The sequence below is a fragment of the Pseudomonas putida genome (genome assembly GCF_001636055.1).
Classification (GTDB): Bacteria; Pseudomonadota; Gammaproteobacteria; order Pseudomonadales; family Pseudomonadaceae; genus Aquipseudomonas; species Aquipseudomonas machongensis.
In genome coordinates this window covers 353,494-373,186 of record NZ_CP011789.1, presented here as the reverse complement: position 1 = coordinate 373,186, position 19,693 = coordinate 353,494, and the positions used below count along the sequence as shown (strand labels likewise).

General features: G+C 58.7%; 11 protein-coding genes, 2 tRNA genes and 4 rRNA genes. 10 read left to right on the top strand and 7 right to left on the bottom strand.

The window, feature by feature from the left end:
• The first annotated feature begins 162 nt into the window (after positions 1 to 162).
• The 8 genes from AB688_RS01560 to rrf (AB688_RS01525) all read left to right on the top strand — a co-directional run bounded on the left by AB688_RS01560 (position 163) and on the right by rrf (AB688_RS01525) (position 8,541).
• Positions 163 to 1,344 carry an acyl-CoA dehydrogenase gene (locus AB688_RS01560; RefSeq protein ID WP_063541796.1) on the top strand — a complete coding sequence of 394 codons (1,182 nt, stop codon included), beginning with the start codon at positions 163 to 165 and terminating at the stop codon, positions 1,342 to 1,344.
• Positions 1,345 to 1,358: 14 nt separating this feature from the next.
• Positions 1,359 to 2,579, top strand: coding sequence for a CaiB/BaiF CoA transferase family protein (locus AB688_RS01555; RefSeq protein WP_063541794.1), 1,221 nt, complete (start codon positions 1,359 to 1,361; stop codon positions 2,577 to 2,579).
• A gap of 568 nt (positions 2,580 to 3,147) precedes the next feature.
• Positions 3,148 to 4,684 (top strand): 16S ribosomal RNA (locus AB688_RS01550).
• An 85-nt stretch (positions 4,685 to 4,769) separates the two neighbouring features.
• Positions 4,770 to 4,846, top strand: a tRNA-Ile gene (locus AB688_RS01545).
• A 26-nt stretch (positions 4,847 to 4,872) separates the two neighbouring features.
• Positions 4,873 to 4,948, top strand: a tRNA-Ala gene (locus AB688_RS01540).
• Between the two features lie 226 nt (positions 4,949 to 5,174).
• Positions 5,175 to 8,067: ribosomal RNA gene (locus tag AB688_RS01535) — 23S ribosomal RNA — on the top strand.
• A 133-nt stretch (positions 8,068 to 8,200) separates the two neighbouring features.
• Positions 8,201 to 8,316 (top strand): 5S ribosomal RNA (rrf, locus tag AB688_RS01530).
• 109 nt (positions 8,317 to 8,425) lie between these two features.
• A 5S ribosomal RNA gene (gene rrf, locus AB688_RS01525) occupies positions 8,426 to 8,541 on the top strand.
• The 16S, 23S and 5S rRNA genes sit together here with 2 tRNA genes alongside, the layout of an rRNA operon.
• A gap of 119 nt (positions 8,542 to 8,660) precedes the next feature.
• On the opposite strand, the gene AB688_RS01520 is transcribed toward rrf (AB688_RS01525), so the two are convergent.
• The 6 genes from AB688_RS01520 to AB688_RS01495 all read right to left on the bottom strand — a co-directional run bounded on the left by AB688_RS01520 (position 8,661) and on the right by AB688_RS01495 (position 16,250).
• Positions 8,661 to 9,128, bottom strand: coding sequence for an SRPBCC family protein (locus AB688_RS01520; RefSeq protein WP_063541792.1), 468 nt, complete (start codon positions 9,126 to 9,128; stop codon positions 8,661 to 8,663).
• 35 nt (positions 9,129 to 9,163) lie between these two features.
• Complete coding sequence (locus AB688_RS01515; RefSeq protein ID WP_063541790.1) at positions 9,164 to 12,595, bottom strand: amino acid adenylation domain-containing protein; 3,432 nt, start codon at positions 12,593 to 12,595, stop codon at positions 9,164 to 9,166.
• 10 nt (positions 12,596 to 12,605) lie between these two features.
• A complete protein-coding gene (locus AB688_RS01510) occupies positions 12,606 to 13,535 on the bottom strand; it encodes a diiron oxygenase (protein WP_063541788.1) in 930 nt (309 codons plus the stop codon).
• A complete protein-coding gene (locus AB688_RS01505) occupies positions 13,532 to 14,308 on the bottom strand; it encodes a DUF3050 domain-containing protein (protein WP_063541786.1) in 777 nt (258 codons plus the stop codon). Before AB688_RS01505 ends, AB688_RS01510 begins: the two co-directional genes overlap by 4 nt.
• 592 nt (positions 14,309 to 14,900) lie before the next feature.
• Positions 14,901 to 15,485 carry a thioesterase II family protein gene (locus tag AB688_RS01500; protein ID WP_063541784.1) on the bottom strand — a complete coding sequence of 195 codons (585 nt, stop codon included), beginning with the start codon at positions 15,483 to 15,485 and terminating at the stop codon, positions 14,901 to 14,903.
• A gap of 72 nt (positions 15,486 to 15,557) precedes the next feature.
• Positions 15,558 to 16,250 carry a GntR family transcriptional regulator gene (locus tag AB688_RS01495; protein ID WP_063541782.1) on the bottom strand — a complete coding sequence of 231 codons (693 nt, stop codon included), beginning with the start codon at positions 16,248 to 16,250 and terminating at the stop codon, positions 15,558 to 15,560.
• Positions 16,251 to 16,454: 204 nt separating this feature from the next.
• Between AB688_RS01495 and lapG the strand changes: the two genes are divergently transcribed.
• Both lapG and lapD read left to right on the top strand, forming a co-directional pair.
• Entirely contained in the window at positions 16,455 to 17,216 is a 762-nt protein-coding gene (lapG, locus tag AB688_RS01490; protein ID WP_172964801.1) for a cysteine protease LapG, read from the top strand.
• Positions 17,217 to 17,225: 9 nt separating this feature from the next.
• A complete protein-coding gene (gene lapD, locus AB688_RS01485) occupies positions 17,226 to 19,172 on the top strand; it encodes a cyclic di-GMP receptor LapD (protein WP_063541780.1) in 1,947 nt (648 codons plus the stop codon).
• A 98-nt stretch (positions 19,173 to 19,270) separates the two neighbouring features.
• Here the strand turns inward: lapD and AB688_RS01480 are convergent, their stop codons facing one another.
• A complete protein-coding gene (locus AB688_RS01480; protein WP_054895500.1) occupies positions 19,271 to 19,612 on the bottom strand; it encodes a hypothetical protein in 342 nt (113 codons plus the stop codon).
• Positions 19,613 to 19,693 lie beyond the last annotated feature (81 nt).

Sequence of the window (19,693 nt, the reverse complement as noted above, 5' to 3'; positions counted from 1 at the left end):
CGTCATTCTCACTTATAAGAGGCGTTGGATAGGGATTTCGCTTATTACGGAGTGAGAAAATAGCACTAATAGGTGCGCAATCCTCGTTTGTCCGCCGACAGGTTCCGGCCTAGGATCAAGGCAACAAGAAATTTCGTCACATACCTTTCGAGGACTCTGCCCATGGCCGGTAAAGCAAGCTTCAACTGGATCGATCCGCTGCTGCTGGATCAGCAGCTCACTGAAGAGGAGCGCATGGTGCGTGACAGCGCTTATCAGTTCGCCCAGGACAAGCTTGCTCCGCGGGTGATCGAGGCGTTCCGTCACGAACAGACCGATCCGGCGATCTTCCGTGAGATGGGCGAGGTCGGCCTGCTGGGGGCGACCATTCCGGCGGAGTATGGTGGCAGTGGTCTCAACTATGTGTGCTATGGGTTGATCGCCCGTGAAGTGGAGCGGATCGACTCGGGCTACCGCTCGATGATGAGTGTGCAGTCTTCGCTGGTCATGGTGCCGATCAACGAGTTCGGCAGTGAGGCGCAGAAGCAGAAGTACCTGCCCAAGCTGGCCAGTGGGGAATGGATCGGTTGCTTCGGTTTGACCGAACCCAATCACGGCTCCGACCCTGGCGCGATGATCACCCGTGCTCGCAAGGTCGAGGGTGGCTACAGCCTGACGGGCAGCAAAATGTGGATCACCAACAGCCCGATCGCCGATGTGTTCGTGGTCTGGGCGAAGGACGATGCCGACGATATTCGTGGCTTCATTCTGGAAAAGGGATGGAAGGGTCTGAGCGCTCCAGCCATTCATGGCAAGGTTGGCCTGCGTGCGTCGATCACCGGTGAGATCGTCATGGACGGCGTGTTCGTGCCGGAAGAGAACATCTTCCCTGAGGTCCGTGGTTTGAAAGGCCCGTTCACCTGTTTGAACTCGGCGCGCTATGGCATTTCCTGGGGCGCGCTGGGTGCGGCGGAGGCTTGCTGGCACACTGCACGCCAGTACACCCTGGACCGCAAGCAGTTCGGTCGCCCTCTGGCCGCCAACCAACTGATCCAGAAGAAACTCGCCGACATGCAGACCGAGATCACCTTGGGGCTGCAAGGCTGCCTGCGGCTGGGGCGGATGAAGGACGAGGGCACTGCGGCGGTGGAGATCACCTCGATCATGAAGCGCAACTCCTGCGGCAAGGCCCTGGATATCGCCCGTCTGGCGCGCGACATGCTCGGCGGTAACGGGATCTCCGACGAGTTCGGGGTGGCGCGTCACCTGGTCAACCTCGAGGTGGTCAACACCTATGAAGGGACGCATGACATCCATGCGTTGATCCTCGGCCGCGCACAGACCGGCATTCAGGCGTTCTATTAATAGAGGGCGCGGCCATGGGAGCACTGTCACATCTGCGGGTGCTGGACCTGTCGCGTGTGTTGGCCGGGCCGTGGTCCGGCCAGATTCTCGCCGACCTCGGGGCTGACGTGATCAAGGTCGAGCGCCCGGATAGCGGCGATGACACCCGGGCGTGGGGCCCGCCCTTCCTGCGGGACGCCCGAGGCGAGAACACCAGCGAGGCGGCCTACTATCTGTCGGCCAACCGGAACAAGCGTTCGGTGACTATCGACTTCACCCAGCCCGAAGGTCAGCGCCTGGTGCGTGAACTGGCGGCAAAGTCGGATATCGTCATCGAGAACTTCAAGGTGGGCGGGCTGGCGAGCTATGGGCTGGACTACGAACGCCTGAAGGCGGTCAATCCAAGGCTTATCTATTGTTCGATCACTGGCTTTGGACAGACTGGGCCCTATGCCAAGCGCGCGGGCTACGATTTCATGATCCAGGGGCTGGGCGGATTGATGAGTCTGACCGGGCGGCCTGAGGGTGAGCAGGGTGCCGGGCCCATGAAGGTGGGAGTGGCGCTGACTGACATCCTCACCGGGCTTTATTCTACGGTGGCGATCCTTGCAGCGCTGGCGCATCGCGATCAGTCGGGGGAGGGCCAGCATATCGATATGGCTCTGCTGGATGTGCAGGTGGCGTGCCTTGCCAACCAGGCAATGAACTACCTGACCACGGGCACACCACCCAAGCGCCTGGGTAATGCGCATCCCAACATCGTGCCTTACCAGGACTTCCCGACGGCCGATGGTGACTTCATCCTTACGGTGGGTAACGACGGGCAGTTCCGCAAGTTCGCGGAAGTGGCCGGTCAGCCGCAGTGGGCAGATGATCCGCGCTTTGCCACCAACAAGCAGCGGGTTGCGCATCGGGCGGAGCTTATTCCTCTGATTCGACAGGCGACGGTGTTCAAGACCACTGCCGAGTGGGTGGCGGAGCTGGAAAGGGCTGGAGTGCCGTGCGGGCCGATCAACGACCTGGCGCAGATGTTCCAGGATCCGCAGGTCGTGGCGCGCGGCTTGAAGGTGGATGTTCCTCATCCGCTGGCGGGCAGTGTGCCTCAGGTGGCGAGCCCGATCAGGTTGTCGGAGACGCCCGTGGAGTATCGTCGGGCCCCACCTTTGCTCGGGGAGCATACCGAGGCGGTGCTGAGGGATGTCTTGGGATTGGATGTAGCGGCTGTTCAGGTGCTGCGTTCTGCAGGGGTGCTGTGACAGCGTCTCAGCTATATAGAGAAGCGGGGAGGCCGGCAGGCCTCCCCGCTGTGTTTTCAGCGATCTGAAAGATTCTTGAAATAAAAGGTTGACGCCCTCTCAGATCCCCTTATAATGCGCCCCACTTCCGCAGCAAACGGAACGCAAAACTCCTTGTTAATCAGCGGGTTAGGCGAGTTCGGTGAAGCGTGAAGGGCTTCGATCACCTGATCGGCAGCGGTGAAAAAGGCAGTTGACAGCATCTTCGAGTGCTGTATGATTCGCCTCCCGCTACGAGAGATCGCAGCGAGTCAAGTGTTTGAAGCTAAACGAGTTTCTCGGAAAAAACTTCAAAATAAACGCTTGACAGCCAATGAGGAAAGCGTAGAATGCGCGCCTCGGTTGAGACGAAAGGCTCTTAACCAAACGCTCTTTAACAAATCGAATCAAGCAATTCGTGTGGGTGCTTGTGAGTACGGACTGATAGTCGCCAAGATTATCAGCATCACAAGTGGCCATGCGAGAAATCACATAGTCATTTGAGATTGCTGAGCCAAGTTTAGGGTTTCTTAAAAACCCAAGCAGTATTGAACTGAAGAGTTTGATCATGGCTCAGATTGAACGCTGGCGGCAGGCCTAACACATGCAAGTCGAGCGGATGACGGGAGCTTGCTCCTTGATTCAGCGGCGGACGGGTGAGTAATGCCTAGGAATCTGCCTGGTAGTGGGGGACAACGTTTCGAAAGGAACGCTAATACCGCATACGTCCTACGGGAGAAAGCAGGGGACCTTCGGGCCTTGCGCTATCAGATGAGCCTAGGTCGGATTAGCTAGTTGGTGAGGTAATGGCTCACCAAGGCGACGATCCGTAACTGGTCTGAGAGGATGATCAGTCACACTGGAACTGAGACACGGTCCAGACTCCTACGGGAGGCAGCAGTGGGGAATATTGGACAATGGGCGAAAGCCTGATCCAGCCATGCCGCGTGTGTGAAGAAGGTCTTCGGATTGTAAAGCACTTTAAGTTGGGAGGAAGGGCAGTAAGTTAATACCTTGCTGTTTTGACGTTACCGACAGAATAAGCACCGGCTAACTCTGTGCCAGCAGCCGCGGTAATACAGAGGGTGCAAGCGTTAATCGGAATTACTGGGCGTAAAGCGCGCGTAGGTGGTTCGTTAAGTTGGATGTGAAAGCCCCGGGCTCAACCTGGGAACTGCATCCAAAACTGGCGAGCTAGAGTATGGTAGAGGGTGGTGGAATTTCCTGTGTAGCGGTGAAATGCGTAGATATAGGAAGGAACACCAGTGGCGAAGGCGACCACCTGGACTGATACTGACACTGAGGTGCGAAAGCGTGGGGAGCAAACAGGATTAGATACCCTGGTAGTCCACGCCGTAAACGATGTCAACTAGCCGTTGGAATCCTTGAGATTTTAGTGGCGCAGCTAACGCATTAAGTTGACCGCCTGGGGAGTACGGCCGCAAGGTTAAAACTCAAATGAATTGACGGGGGCCCGCACAAGCGGTGGAGCATGTGGTTTAATTCGAAGCAACGCGAAGAACCTTACCAGGCCTTGACATGCAGAGAACTTTCCAGAGATGGATGGGTGCCTTCGGGAACTCTGACACAGGTGCTGCATGGCTGTCGTCAGCTCGTGTCGTGAGATGTTGGGTTAAGTCCCGTAACGAGCGCAACCCTTGTCCTTAGTTACCAGCACGTTATGGTGGGCACTCTAAGGAGACTGCCGGTGACAAACCGGAGGAAGGTGGGGATGACGTCAAGTCATCATGGCCCTTACGGCCTGGGCTACACACGTGCTACAATGGTCGGTACAGAGGGTTGCCAAGCCGCGAGGTGGAGCTAATCTCACAAAACCGATCGTAGTCCGGATCGCAGTCTGCAACTCGACTGCGTGAAGTCGGAATCGCTAGTAATCGCGAATCAGAATGTCGCGGTGAATACGTTCCCGGGCCTTGTACACACCGCCCGTCACACCATGGGAGTGGGTTGCACCAGAAGTAGCTAGTCTAACCTTCGGGAGGACGGTTACCACGGTGTGATTCATGACTGGGGTGAAGTCGTAACAAGGTAGCCGTAGGGGAACCTGCGGCTGGATCACCTCCTTAATCGAAGACATCAGCCTGCTGATGAGCTCCCACACGAATTGCTTGATTCATTGTAAAAGACGATGCTGTAACGCGACCCTGTTATAGGTCTGTAGCTCAGTTGGTTAGAGCGCACCCCTGATAAGGGTGAGGTCGGCAGTTCAAATCTGCCCAGACCTACCATTACATGGTGCGGCCTAGGACAAAACGGGGCCATAGCTCAGATGGGAGAGCGCCTGCCTTGCACGCAGGAGGTCAGCGGTTCGATCCCGCTTGGCTCCACCACTCTTCATGATGCAGCACTGTTCAGAACTTAGAAATGAACATTCGGTAATGAATGTTGATTTCTGACTTTTGTCAGATCGTTCTTTAAAAATTCGGATATGTGATAGAAATAGACTGAATGCCAGTTTCACTGCTGGTAGTTCAGGCTAAGGTAAAATTTGTGAGTTCTCACGAATTTTCGGCGAATGTTGTCTTCACAGTATAACCAGATTGCTTGGGGTTATATGGTCAAGTGAAGAAGCGCATACGGTGGATGCCTTGGCAGTCAGAGGCGATGAAAGACGTGGTAGCCTGCGATAAGCTTTGGGGAGTCGGCAAACAGACTGTGATCCAGAGATCTCTGAATGGGGGAACCCACTCAGCACAAGCTGAGTATCTTGTACTGAATACATAGGTACAAGAGGCGAACCAGGGGAACTGAAACATCTAAGTACCCTGAGGAAAAGAAATCAACCGAGATTCCCTTAGTAGTGGCGAGCGAACGGGGACCAGCCCTTAAGCTGGTTTGAGATTAGTGGAACGCTCTGGAAAGTGCGGCCATAGTGGGTGATAGCCCCGTACACGAAAATCTCTTGCCAGTGAAATCGAGTAGGACGGAGCACGAGAAACTTTGTCTGAACATGGGGGGACCATCCTCCAAGGCTAAATACTACTGACTGACCGATAGTGAACCAGTACCGTGAGGGAAAGGCGAAAAGAACCCCGGAGAGGGGAGTGAAATAGAACCTGAAACCGTATGCGTACAAGCAGTGGGAGCCTACTTTGTTAGGTGACTGCGTACCTTTTGTATAATGGGTCAGCGACTTATATTCAGTGGCGAGCTTAACCGAATAGGGGAGGCGTAGCGAAAGCGAGTCTTAATAGGGCGCTTTAGTCGCTGGGTATAGACCCGAAACCGGGCGATCTATCCATGGGCAGGTTGAAGGTTAGGTAACACTGACTGGAGGACCGAACCGACTACCGTTGAAAAGTTAGCGGATGACCTGTGGATCGGAGTGAAAGGCTAATCAAGCTCGGAGATAGCTGGTTCTCCTCGAAAGCTATTTAGGTAGCGCCTCATGTATCACTGCTGGGGGTAGAGCACTGTTTCGGCTAGGGGGTCATCCCGACTTACCAAACCGATGCAAACTCCGAATACCAGCAAGTGCCGAGCATGGGAGACACACGGCGGGTGCTAACGTCCGTCGTGAAAAGGGAAACAACCCAGACCGTCAGCTAAGGTCCCAAAGTCATGGTTAAGTGGGAAACGATGTGGGAAGGCTTAGACAGCTAGGAGGTTGGCTTAGAAGCAGCCACCCTTTAAAGAAAGCGTAATAGCTCACTAGTCGAGTCGGCCTGCGCGGAAGATGTAACGGGGCTCAAACCATGCACCGAAGCTACGGGTATCACCTTTGGTGATGCGGTAGAGGAGCGTTCTGTAAGCCTGTGAAGGTGAGTTGAGAAGCTTGCTGGAGGTATCAGAAGTGCGAATGCTGACATGAGTAACGACAATGCGAGTGAAAAACTCGCACGCCGAAAGACCAAGGTTTCCTGCGCAACGTTAATCGACGCAGGGTTAGTCGGTCCCTAAGGCGAGGCTGAAAAGCGTAGTCGATGGAAAACAGGTTAATATTCCTGTACTTCCAGTTATTGCGATGGAGGGACGGAGAAGGTTAGGCCAGCCTGGCGTTGGTTGTCCAGGTTTAAGGTGGTAGGCTGAAATCTTAGGCAAATCCGGGATTTCAAGGCCGAGAGCTGATGACGAGCGCTCTTTAGAGTGCGAAGTGGTTGATACCATGCTTCCAAGAAAAGCTCCTAAGCTTCAGATAACTGGGAACCGTACCCCAAACCGACACAGGTGGTTAGGTAGAGAATACCAAGGCGCTTGAGAGAACTCGGGTGAAGGAACTAGGCAAAATGGCACCGTAACTTCGGGAGAAGGTGCGCCGGCGAGGGTGAAGGACTTGCTCCGTAAGCCCATGCCGGTCGAAGATACCAGGCCGCTGCGACTGTTTATTAAAAACACAGCACTCTGCAAACACGAAAGTGGACGTATAGGGTGTGACGCCTGCCCGGTGCCGGAAGGTTAATTGATGGGGTTAGCGCAAGCGAAGCTCTTGATCGAAGCCCCGGTAAACGGCGGCCGTAACTATAACGGTCCTAAGGTAGCGAAATTCCTTGTCGGGTAAGTTCCGACCTGCACGAATGGCGTAACGATGGCGGCGCTGTCTCCACCCGAGACTCAGTGAAATTGAAATCGCTGTGAAGATGCAGTGTATCCGCGGCTAGACGGAAAGACCCCGTGAACCTTTACTATAGCTTTGCACTGGACTTTGAGCTTGCTTGTGTAGGATAGGTGGGAGGCTTTGAAGTGGGGACGCCAGTTCTCATGGAGCCATCCTTGAAATACCACCCTGGCAACCTTGAGGTTCTAACTCAGGTCCGTAATCCGGATCGAGGACAGTGTATGGTGGGTAGTTTGACTGGGGCGGTCTCCTCCCAAAGAGTAACGGAGGAGTACGAAGGTGCGCTCAGACCGGTCGGAAATCGGTCGTAGAGTATAAAGGCAAAAGCGCGCTTGACTGCGAGACACACACGTCGAGCAGGTACGAAAGTAGGTCTTAGTGATCCGGTGGTTCTGTATGGAAGGGCCATCGCTCAACGGATAAAAGGTACTCCGGGGATAACAGGCTGATACCGCCCAAGAGTTCATATCGACGGCGGTGTTTGGCACCTCGATGTCGGCTCATCACATCCTGGGGCTGAAGCCGGTCCCAAGGGTATGGCTGTTCGCCATTTAAAGTGGTACGCGAGCTGGGTTTAGAACGTCGTGAGACAGTTCGGTCCCTATCTGCCGTGGACGTTTGAGATTTGAGAGGGGCTGCTCCTAGTACGAGAGGACCGGAGTGGACGAACCTCTGGTGTTCCGGTTGTCACGCCAGTGGCATTGCCGGGTAGCTATGTTCGGAAGAGATAACCGCTGAAAGCATCTAAGCGGGAAACTTGCCTCAAGATGAGATCTCACTGGGATCTTGAATCCCCTAAAGGGCCGTCGAAGACTACGACGTTGATAGGTTGGGTGTGTAAGCGCTGTGAGGCGTTGAGCTAACCAATACTAATTGCCCGTGAGGCTTGACCATATAACACCCAAGCAATTTGCTTTGCAGATTGCGGTGGTGAAGACGAAACGAACCGAAAGTTCGAAGCGACTCACAAAGATCACATATCCGAATTGGCTGGCGTGTCTGCAAAGACGCACTGGCAACCGAATTTCTTGACGACCATAGAGCATTGGAACCACCTGATCCCATCCCGAACTCAGCAGTGAAACGATGCATCGCCGATGGTAGTGTGGGGTTTCCCCATGTGAGAGTAGGTCATCGTCAAGATTCATTTCGCAAAACCCCTATCTGCGCGAGCAGGTAGGGGTTTTGTCTTTAAGTAGAGAGTACAGAGATTCGCAGGCACGTCCTTGAGACGGGCCAGCACACAGAATTTCTTGACGACCATAGAGCATTGGAACCACCTGATCCCATCCCGAACTCAGCAGTGAAACGATGCATCGCCGATGGTAGTGTGGGGTTTCCCCATGTGAGAGTAGGTCATCGTCAAGATTCATTTCGCAAAACCCCTATCTGCGTGAGCAGGTAGGGGTTTTGTCTTTCTGGCGTCCATGAAAAACCGCTGCTGTGGTCAGCGCACTTCCCACAACAGCGGCCTGGGTTATCCGCCTTCAGCTCAGCAGATTGCGCACGTTCGCCATCGCCTCATCGGCAAAGCCCTGGAGAAATGCCTGGAAGCCTGGCAATGCCTCCGGGCCGCCTTCCCAAGGTTCGGCCTGGATAGTCCAGACCGCACGGCTGCGATGCGCATCCAGCGCCTCGACCTGCATCGCAGCCCACAGGTTGCCGATATTCAGGCTGGTGTAGATCAGGCTCCATGTCATCTGCATTGTCTGCTCGTCTCGCGAGTTCAACTGCTCGATGACCACATTGCCGTCCTTGAACAGTTTCTTGCGCACCGAACGTACGCCGCTCCCAGTCATGTCGATGTGGGCCAAAGCGGGGATGAACACCGGGAAGCCAGCGAAGTTGCCAACGATGTTCCATACCGCCTCCGCCGGAGCTGCAATGTCCACGCTGGATACCACCAGGCAGCCTTGTGGATTACGGATCAGCGTGTCGGGTTTGAGTGTTTGCATGCGATGTTGCTCCTGTTGTGGATGAATCGAAGGGATCAGAGAAAGCCGATAGCGCTCAGGTAGCGGCAGCCGCGACGCAGCAACTGCGGGTCCTTGGCGGGGTAGCAGCCGCCCATGCGCCGAACACCCTCGCGGGCATTACCGTGCTCGATGCTGGAGATATCGCCGATGTCTTCCTCGAAGCCGTCGAGGTAAAAGCCCAGGACATCGAACAGCGCGTTGTCGCGATCTACCCGACTCAACTGGCCTTGCCACTGCTCCACCTCGACCAGCTCGAAGTGGTGGCCCTGCTCGCGGAACGCGGCCAGGTAGTCTTGCCAACGCAGCGGTTCGGGGTTGTGCAGGTTGAAGACGCATTGCGCGGGGTGGTGCCTGCTGCTGTGGAAGGCGATGAAGCGGGCAAGGAAGTCCACCGGCATGAGGTCGAAATCGATCTCCAGTCGTGGTACTTGGCCCAGCTGCAGTGAGCCCTTGAGCATCAGCATCAAGCGATTGCGCTGGGGCTGGCATACGCCATTGCGGCTGTCGAAGCTGATATTGCCGGGGCGGAACAGATTTACCCGTACCCCTGCTTCACGCGCCCGCTGGAGAATACGTTCGCCGACCCATTTGCTCAGGTTGTAGCCGTTGCGGATGTAGATCGGCGGAGTCGACACGGGGCCTTGCTCCAGCACGCGGCCGTCGCTGTCCATTGCGCTACACGCAGAGAGCGTCGAGACGAAGTTGAAGACCTTCTTGCGCCGCCCTTCGCAAAGGCGCAGGCACTCGAACAGCGGTTCGATGTTGTCGCTGGCCAGGGCCTGGTAGTCGAGTACGTGATTGACCTGGGCGGCGTTGTGCACCAGTGCACCGTAGTTCAAGTCGAGATCGTCGTAGTCCGCGTCGCTCAACCCCAGCCGAGGCCGGCGCAGGTCCGCGTCGAATACCCGCACGCGCTCATCATCGAGGCTCAGCTGATTGTCTGTCAGCGCCTGCCTGAAGCGTTCACTGGCCGTCTGGGTTGCGTTGCTACGTACCAGGCACGCCACCTCCGTGGCCCCCCAGCCGAGCAGTGCTTCAACCAGATGCACGCCGAGAAAGCTGTTGGCGCCCGTGACGATGACCTTGTGCACATCTCCCATGGCCTGCAGGGGCAGTACCTGAAGGTTCAAGTCACGGTTGGCGTCCTGCTCCAGGCGTTCGAGTGAACTGTCCAGTGCGTCAGCGTCACCGTCGAGCAACGCACCCAGGCGCTGTAGCGTCGGCTGTTCGATGAAGCGATTGATCGCCACGCCGCGGCCGAAGGCCTGGCGCACTTCCAGCAGCAGCCTCGACAGCAGGATCGAATGTCCGCCCAGGCTGAAGAAGCTGTCGTCGGCGGAAATATCCGCCTGGTCCAGTTCCAGCAGCTCACTCCAGAGCCCCAGCAGACGCTGCTCGGTTGGTGTGCCGGGTGCTATTCGCTGTGCCGCTGGCAACGTCAGTGGCAGCGTCCGCAACGCCAGGCGGTCGACCTTGCCGTTAGCGGTGTAGGGCATCTGCTCCAACACCTGATAGAACCCCGGACGCATGTAGTCGGGCAGATGCCGCTCAGCATGCTGACGCAGTGCAGTGTCGGCCTGATGGCTTGTCGGCTGCGCAGCGAAAGCCAGCACGCGGCGCTGGGCATCGATCACCACCGCGATCTGTGCATACAGGCCGCTGTTGCGCAGGCAGTGTTCGATTTCTTCCGGCTCTACGCGAAATCCACGGATCTTCACTTGATTGTCGCGTCGCCCGCACAGCTCGATGCCCTGTGCGGTCCATTTGCCAATGTCACCTGTACGGTAGGTACGCAGCGAACGGCTATCGGGCAAGTCGAGTGCGATGAAACGCTCGGCGGTCAGTTCTGGATTGTTGAGATACCCCAGCCCGACCCCCGGGCCGCAGATGTACAGTTCTCCGGGCGTCTCCTGAGTGACCGGCTGCAAATCGTCGTCCAGGATCAGCACCTGAGTATTGGCGATCGGCACCCCCAGGTTGCGATTACTGTCACCGGCAGCGCAGATGCGAGTAGTCGCCAATACCGTGGTTTCGGTTGGGCCATAGATGTTGTGCATCCGGCATTGTTCGCTGTACCGAGCGATGACCTGGGGCTCGCAGACATCGCCTCCGGTGATCAGGTGGCGCAGGCCAAGCGGTTCATCAGGCGGGAGGATGCTCAGCAGTGCTGGCGGCAGAAACGCATGGCTCACGGCCTGGCTGTGGATAAGTTGCACCAGTAGCTGCGGATCACGGCGCTGGTCATCGCTGGGAATGACCAGTTCCGCGCCGCAGGCGAAGGTCGGCAGGATATCCAGCAGCGAGGCATCGAAGCCGATGGTTGAGAACTGCAGCACCCGGCTGTGCGCATCCAGCGCGACATGCTCGCGATACCAGGCGATGAAGTGGGTGAGGTTGCGCTGGCTGAGCAACACGCCTTTCGGTTGGCCGGTGGTGCCAGAGGTGTAGATCGCCACGCAGGCCCGCTCTGCTGTCCCTTGCCGCAGGACCAGCGAGGGCAGGCAACTGTCAGTGGCCGCCTGCAGCGTGCGCACATCCAGCAGGGCCAGTCCGGCATGTGGCTGGCCGTCATGCAGCAGTACCCGCGCCCCGGAGTCCTGCAGTATACGTTGGCGACGCTCTGTGGGCGTCGTCGGGTCCAGTGGCAGGTAGATTGCGCCGCAACCCAATATCGCCAGCACGCTGGCATAGAGTGCCGGCGACTTGGCCAGACACACGCCCACCACCACAGGCTGATCGTCCTGATCAGGCAGTAATGGCAACAGTGCCCGTTGCAAGGTCACGGCGAGAGCGTGCAGGTCGTGATAGCTGCTGCGCTGGCCATCGCGGTTCAGCGCCGGTTTCTGCGCGTACTGGCGCAGAGGCTGCTCCAGGCCCTCCATCAAGCCGACTTCACTCGATACCAGCAGGTCTGCGCGCTGGGAGCGGTTGAACGGATGACGGTAGGCCAGCGTTTGCAGCCAATCCAGGCCGTGCTCACGCATCTGTAGGCCAGGCTCGACGGTGCACGTTTCGCTCAGGTGTTGCGGATCGCGGGCGAGGCAGGCGACCTGATGGGTGACCTGCCCCTCCAAAGCTCGCACGGCATCTTCACGCAGTTGCTGGCCATTGCCCGAGGAGGGTGCGACCAATGATACCCGGCTGATCAGGCGCGCAGCCGTGGCACTGGCGCACCAGCACAGCAGTTCCAGGTGTGGCAGGGTGTCGCCGTGGCTGGCGCCCAGGCGGATCCTGAGCAACGGCGTTTCCCCCAGGAGGGCCCAGTCACTGGTGCACAGCACCAGGCTGCCGTCTTCCAGAACCAGAGAGTGATGGCTGGCCAGGGCCTGGCGTAGCGCCGAGGGTGTACCGGCCAGCAGGGTGCCGTGGCCCTGCTCGTCGAGTATCCGGGCCAGGTTGCGCAGCGCGAGGCTGTGGCCGACCAATAGTATGTCGAGACGTCGCATGCGGATCTCCTCAGGGCAGGTAGCCGCGCAGGGCTTCCTGCACGCAAGGCGACTCGAGCATCGAGCTGCTGCGGAAGAAGCGCAGGATGTTACCCAGCAACGGATGCTGGTGGTTGATCGGATAGGCCAGGCCGAGCACTTCTTCGCGCAGCGACTGGCGCAGTGTTTCGTTGACTGGCAACGCCTCGATCAGGTTGAAGTCGAAGGCCTGCTGGATGTCGTTGGTCAGGTACTGGCCCAGGAACACGGGCAGCACCTGGGCGATCATCTGGCGATCGACCTCCGGCGCGGCTTGCCAATAGATCCGCGTCAGACGCGCCCAGAAGCTCGAATGCCGACCCTCGTCGAGCAGGTGATCGGCCATCAGCCCCTTCACCGAGGGCTTGACCGTGTCATCGCGGGCAAAGGCGGCGACATCGTCGGTCAGGGTGTTTTCGGCGATGCCGACGCAGATCAGCTCGAGGGCGTCCCGCAGCGCTTCTGGCACCTGTGCCAGTGCCGTGGGGATCGCACGGCTGAGTTCGATCTCAGTAGGCAGGGCGATCGGCTCGAGGCCGGTCAGGGCGATGGTCTGCTGCAGGAAGTCCATGGCCACCAGCGCGTGGTAGTCCTCGTCGACCACCACGGTCATTGCGTCGTAGCGACAGGCGAAGGGAAAACGCACGGTGAAGCGGTCCTTGGCAATCCGCCGGGCCGTGCGGTCGACGATCTCGGTCTCGAAGATCACCACGTCGTTGATGAACTTGTAGAGGCTCTGCACCAGCACGAAATCACGCAGGTGTGGGCAAGCCCGTTGGAACGTGGCGCTTTGCACCAATGGTTGGCGGCTGAGCGGGTAGATCAGCCGCTGGTCGTCCTCGATCCGACGCCGCGGGCGGGTGCGGATGGTGGCACGCTCCTCCCATGCGTCGGCGAAGGAGCGGTATTCGAGCGCATTCATGGCGTGACCTCGCTGGCGGTTACCTGCAGCGAGGCGCGCAGACGGTCCCACAACGCGGTGCGGCTCTGGACAGCGGCGATGGCGGCTTCGTACACCTCGTGTTGACGTTGCGGGTCATCGTTCACCAGGCGCGCCAGCAGCGCTTCGGCGGCCGGACCGTGATCTTCGGCGTCGACCTCGATGTGGCGCTGCAGGTAATAGCGGAAGGTCGGGGCCTGCGCCTGGCCGATGCCCCACTCGTCGAGGATTTGCTGGAACATTGCGGGAATGACACTTTCACGGCCATGCAGGAACGCTGCTGCCACGCGATGGGCAGGCGCGTTGAGTGCCACGTCGAGTGTGTCGACGACGAAGTGCTTGGCTGCCTCGCTGGCGCCGCAGCGCTGCAGGGCGGTGGCGTAGTCGAGCCCCTGTTGTTGCAGGTGGACGAAGCGTTCGATGGCCTGGGTGCTGGCGCCGACTTCGCGCATGGCGTCCAGGTACAGTTCGAAGTGGCTGTAGTGGCCGTGCTGCGGGCAGTCATCAGACTCTTCGCCGAGCACGATCTCGTTGATCAGCCGGGCAGCGGCGGGGTCTGCAGGTGGAAGCCAGGGCAGGCTTACGCAGGTCAGTTCCCGTTGCAGGCGCTTGGTCAGCGACATGAAGTCCCACACCGCGAAAACATGGGTTTCCATGAAGCGTTGCAAGGTTTCAACGGTGTCGATTTCTGAAAAGAGTGGATGTCGTGCGAGCGTGGCTTTATGACTGGCAAGTGTGCGCTTCAATGTGCTCATGAGTAATATCCATTGTGCGAAAGTTGGCATGTTTTCCCGATAAGTTGCAGCCTCTGAAATACATCGGGCGAACGCGGGCCTCGACATATACTCGATGGCTGAACAGTCTCAGGGATAATGGCCGCCCCTTGATTCATCTGGCTTGTGTGGAGTCAAGCCGTGGTGGGTGCCGGCGATATAAAAGTTAGAACAACATTAAAGTTTGTCGCAAATGGTTTTTGAAATATTTTTAATATTTAAAAAATTTCATTAATAGTGATCCGAATAAAACATTTTTGAATGTTTTATTTTGGCAAGACAGGCCCCTTCCGATAATTAATCATCAGAAAACGAAGTTGAGTGAATGCCTCACTCGAAGCACTGGTGAATGGGAGTGCGAGGATATTCCACTGTTGAGGGGCGGCTGATCGCCACGCGGCCCTTGCCCCGGTGTCGGGCTCCTTCTGCGGGTAAATGGAAGGCATACGACCGGGCCCGGGATGGACGATCAGCAGTCGCAGCGCGACTAGAGTGGGCTCAAACGACTCGCGCTGCCATGGTCATCGGCAGCGTATCGGGGGAAACAAGGACCTCAAGAGGGGGAGTTGCGTGCTTAGAAGCCCAGCAAGCCAAGATGCGTGTTGAAGATTCTGACGAGTCTTTGGTCTTGATATGACTTGTCGACGCTGTGCTCGGGCAGCTCGATGAGCTCCAGTTCGCGCCGGATGAAGGCGTGCCAGCCAAGCATTTCGGGGAGTGTTCCAGGTGGGTAGAGCACCGTCACCGGTATCCGTATGGCATTCGCGCTGGCAGCAGGCTCGGCGACCCTTGGGCTGTCACAGCTGGAAACAAACAAATGGCGGGTCTGCTCGGGGTATTCGCGTTCCGCGAGTTGGGCAAGCTCGAACGCCATGTGGGCGCCCAGGCGCTGACCAAAAAGGGCATGGGGCCCTTCAAGGTAGGGATGCAGGTACTTGGCCACGGTTCGGGCGAGGGCGGAGGGGCCTTGCAGCGGATTACACGGGCTGCATTCGGCATGGCGTCTGACATCCACCGCTACCAGTTCGATATGGTCGCTCAGGGCATGGGACCAGGCGCGGTATTGCCCCAGGTGCTCCTGGCTGCAGGCAAGGCAGATGAGACGGGTTCTCGGGGGTTGCCCGGAGTGCTCTGTTACCGATGGTTTCTGGACGTGCACTGTCTGTCCTTCGCTCCGTTCGGTAACGGAGCTTCATGGCTGACACGGCTTGTGGCTGTGTCAGCGGGTGATTCACTTGGCGGCTTGGCTGTTCAGGTAGTTCCTGATGGTGCGGGATGCCGTATTGAGGTGCCTTTCCAGCACGTCGATGGCCTGGTCGACCAACTTGTCGCTGGCCGCGTCCACCAGTGCGATATGGTCGTCCTGAGTCAGCTTTCCCAGGCCCATCGACGACAGGTGGAAGCGCAGGAAACGCTCCTCTTCGTTGAGTTCGATCTCGATCATGCGCAGCAACTTGTGGTTGTGCGCCTTGCTGTACAGCGTCATGTGGAACAGGCGGTTGAGGCGTCCGATCTCGGCGTGGCGCGTCTCGTTTTCCAGTTGCTGGATATAGCTGCGAGCGAGGGCGATGTCGCTTGCGTCCAGGTGGGGAATCGACTGGCGCAGCGCTTCTGTCTCGAGCAGAACGCGCAGGCCGTAGGTGTCGACGGCATCCTCGTCGATCAGCGGTGCGACCACGGCGCCCTTGTGCATCACCACCTTGAGCAGTGATTGCGCCTCGAGCTGGCGCAGCGCCTCGCGTACCGGCATGCGGCTGACCCCGAACAGGCCAGCGAGCTCCTGCTGGCGCAAGGCAGTGCCAGGAGGCAGCCGGCCATCGACAATGGCGCTGCGCAGACGCTCTTCGATCACGCTGCGGGCCAGGTGTGCTGGCACCTGCTCGTTACCCAGCACGGAGCTGAGGAATCTGGTTTTCTCGGCCACGCGGAGTCTGCCTCGATGATTGCGATGATTGGATCCAATAACCCTAGTCAGCGGGGTGATGGCTTGTCAAACCGCGGTGACGGACGCCTGCGGCCGATGGAGTGCGGCTATCGTGAATGAAGTCATCGAGCAAAGGAAGTCGGACTTTTCCTGGCTCGATGATCGTAACCTCCTACGCTTTTTCAAGTGCACCGTGATTGTAAGGTGCCATTGTCTTTTCCCCCGGCAAGCCGCACCATCGCTGCTTTCGACTGGTCTGGATGGGTGTTCGCAGTGGCGATACCTGGAATGCTCAATTTGGCCGTGCGTCGCCTCGGCCTTGCCGTACTGCTTGGCTGCCTGCTGCTGGGCGGCCTGCATGCGGATTGGGATTTCGCCCAGATCAGCCGTCGCGCGCAACAGCTGTACGGTCCGCTTGGCCCAGGGCAGGGGCGTATCGACGCCTGGCAGAACCTGATGGCCACGCAGAACCAAGGCAGCGAGCTGGACAAACTGCAGGTCGTCAATCTGTTCTTCAACAAGCAGCTGCGTTATGTCGAGGACATCGACCTGTGGCATGAAGTCGATTACTGGGCCACGCCGGTCCAGTCGCTGATCAAGGGCGCCGGCGACTGCGAGGACTACGCCATCGCCAAGTATTTCAGCTTGCGCCGCATGGGGGTGCCCGCCGAAAAACTGCGCATCACCTACGTCAAGGCGTTGCGCCTGAACCGGGCGCACATGGTCCTGACCTATTATTCAAGCCCACAGGCCCAGCCGCTGGTGCTGGACAGCCTGATGGACGCGATCAAGCCGGCCAGCCAGCGCAACGACCTGCTGCCGGTCTATGCCTTCAATGGCGAGGGTTTGTGGCTGACCGGCGCCGGCGGCAACAAGAAGGTCGGCGACACCAAGCGCCTGTCACGCTGGCAGGACGTGCTGAAGAAAATGCAGGCCGAAGGGTTCCCGGCCGAACCGGTTTATTGAGGAGCACAGATGTCACTGTTCAAACAATTGTTGCTTGCCATATGCCTGCTCCTGGCCATCGCCTTCAGTGGCAGCTTCATGGTCAGCCTGGAGAGTTCGCGCAGCCAGTACGTCAACCAGCTGCGCTCCCACGCCCAGGACGCGGCGACGGCGCTGGCCTTGTCGCTCACACCCAACATCGATGATCCGGCAATGGTCGAGCTGATGGTCAGCTCGATCTTCGACAGTGGTTATTACTCGAGCATCAAGGTCATCGACCTGGACTCCAACGCCGTCCTGGTCGAGCGTCATGCCGAGCCGGACAGCAACGGGGTACCAGGGTGGTTCATCGGCCTGATCGGGCTTGAGCCGGCCGGCGGCGATGCCATTGTCAGCCGGGGATGGCAGCAGGCCGCGCGGGTCGAGGTCATCAGCCACCCGATGTTCGCCCTGGCCAAGCTCTGGCAGAGTGCCCTGGGCAGCCTGGGCTGGTTGCTGCTGTGCGGCGTGGTGAGTGCGGTGCTGGGTGCACTGCTGCTGCGCCGCCAACTGCGGCCGCTGGACTACATGGTGGCGCAGTCCCACGCGATCGCCCGCCGTGAGTTCCTCAGCCTGCCTGAGCTGCCGCGCACGCCAGAACTGCGTCGGGTGGTGCAGGCGATGAACCAGATGGTCGAGAAGCTCAAGGCACTGTTCACCGAACAGGCCGAGCGCAGTGAAAAGCTGCGCAGCGAGTCGTACCAGGACAGCCTCACCGGGCTGGCCAACCGGCGCTACTTCGAAATGCAGTTGAACACGCGTGTCAGCAACCTCGAAGAGGCTCGAGCCGGTTATCTGCTGTTGCTGCGGGTGCAGGACCTGGCCGGCCTCAACGCCCGCTTGGGTGGTCAGCGCACCGACCAGTTGTTGCAGGCGGTGGGCGAGCAGCTGCGGCGCACATGTGCCAGCTATCCGGAAACCAAGGACCTCATCACCCGCAGCCGCGGTGGCGAGTTTGCTGTTCTGGCACCGGGCATGGTGCATGAAGAGGCGGTGCAACTGGCACAGGCCCTCGAGGCGACCTTGCAGAGCCTGCATGTGACAGGTGCCAGCGATGTCGACCCGGTGGCGTGTATCGGATTGGCGCCGTTCAGCCCTGGGGACGCACCGCAAGCCCTGTTGAAGCTGGCTGACGAGGCGCTGGCACGGGCCGAGAGCCAACCGGAGCCAGGCTGGGTCTGCCTGGAGCAGGGCGCCGCTGCCCAGGCTGCCGACAGCCATCACGCCTGGCATTCACGTCTTGACCAGGCTCTGGACAAGGGGCAGTTCCAACTGTTCTTCCAGCCCGTGGTGGACTGCCATGCGCCAGAGCGAGTCCTGCACTACAAAGTGATTTCGCGCCTGTACGACGGACAGGACGAGGCGCTTGTCGCAGGGCGCTTCCTGCCGTGGCTCGAGCGTTTCGGCTGGATGCCACGGCTCGACCTGCTGGTGCTGGAGAAGGTGTTGCGGCATCTGCAGCAGCATGGTGAGTCGCTGGCGCTGAACCTGTCTGCCGCCACCCTGGCCGATGCCAAAGCATTGCAGCGAGTCTACGAACTGCTGGGGCAGCATGCAGCATTGGGGCCGAGGTTGACCTTCGAGATCGGCGAGGAGCAACTGCCAGAACAGGCACAGCTGGAAAAACTGACCCGCCATTTGCACAGGCTCGGCTTCGGCCTGGCGCTGCAGCGCTTCGGCGGGCGCTTCAGCATGATCGGCAACCTGGCTCACCTGGGCTTGGCGTACCTGAAGATCGATGGCGGTTATATCCGCAGCATCGACCAGGAGCGGCACAAGCGGCTGTTCATCGAAGCGATCCAGGGGGCGGCGCACAGCATCGACCTGCCGTTGATTGCTGAGCGCGTCGAGACCGAAGGCGAGCTGCAGGTGTTGCGCGAGATGGGTGTGCAGGGGATTCAGGGGCAGTTGGTGGGCGAGCCCGCGCCCTGGAAATAAGGACGGTGTTGCGATCCGTAAAAGTGTGCCGCTCTTTTCGCGGGTAGATCGGCGCCCCGACTCACCCGCGAAACGAGCAGCGCGGTATCAGCAACTCTTCAGATCAACCCGCCTTCTTCATCTTCTTCGATCAGGTTGTTCAGGCTTCCCAGCGCCTTGCGCGCGGTGGAGCGGTTGAGCAGTTTTGCTTGGGCGCCGGGAGGCAGGTCGGTGATGCTGAACACGCCCTTGGCGGTCAACACCTCGATCAGGTCCTCGAGCACACGGATCATGTCCAGATCGCTCTGTTTGAGCTGCTTGAGACTGTTCTCAACGACGTCATCGGCGAACCATTCCTGAATTTCGGCATGGTCGGCCGGCAGCGCTTCGGTGTACTCGGCAAAGGCAGCTGCTTCTACCCGCAGCAACTGGCCGTTGGCGTCGCGTTGCACGTAGAACATGGCATCGACCCTCGTCACGATGATTCCTTCTTGGTTGTCAGCAGCATAGGCAAAGTTCAACAGGCCTGCCGGGCCCGGCAA

Coding starts and splice junctions, on each gene's coding strand:
- AB688_RS01555 (WP_063541794.1), top strand. CDS start 1,359: ATGGGAGCACTGTCACATCTGCGGGTGCTGGACCTGTCGCGTGTGTTG.
- lapD (WP_063541780.1), top strand. CDS start 17,226: ATGTCACTGTTCAAACAATTGTTGCTTGCCATATGCCTGCTCCTGGCC.
- AB688_RS01480 (WP_054895500.1), bottom strand. CDS start 19,612: ATGTTCTACGTGCAACGCGACGCCAACGGCCAGTTGCTGCGGGTAGAA.
- AB688_RS01505 (WP_063541786.1), bottom strand. CDS start 14,308: ATGAGCACATTGAAGCGCACACTTGCCAGTCATAAAGCCACGCTCGCA.
- AB688_RS01515 (WP_063541790.1), bottom strand. CDS start 12,595: ATGCGACGTCTCGACATACTATTGGTCGGCCACAGCCTCGCGCTGCGC.
- AB688_RS01520 (WP_063541792.1), bottom strand. CDS start 9,128: ATGCAAACACTCAAACCCGACACGCTGATCCGTAATCCACAAGGCTGC.
- AB688_RS01560 (WP_063541796.1), top strand. CDS start 163: ATGGCCGGTAAAGCAAGCTTCAACTGGATCGATCCGCTGCTGCTGGAT.
- AB688_RS01510 (WP_063541788.1), bottom strand. CDS start 13,535: ATGAATGCGCTCGAATACCGCTCCTTCGCCGACGCATGGGAGGAGCGT.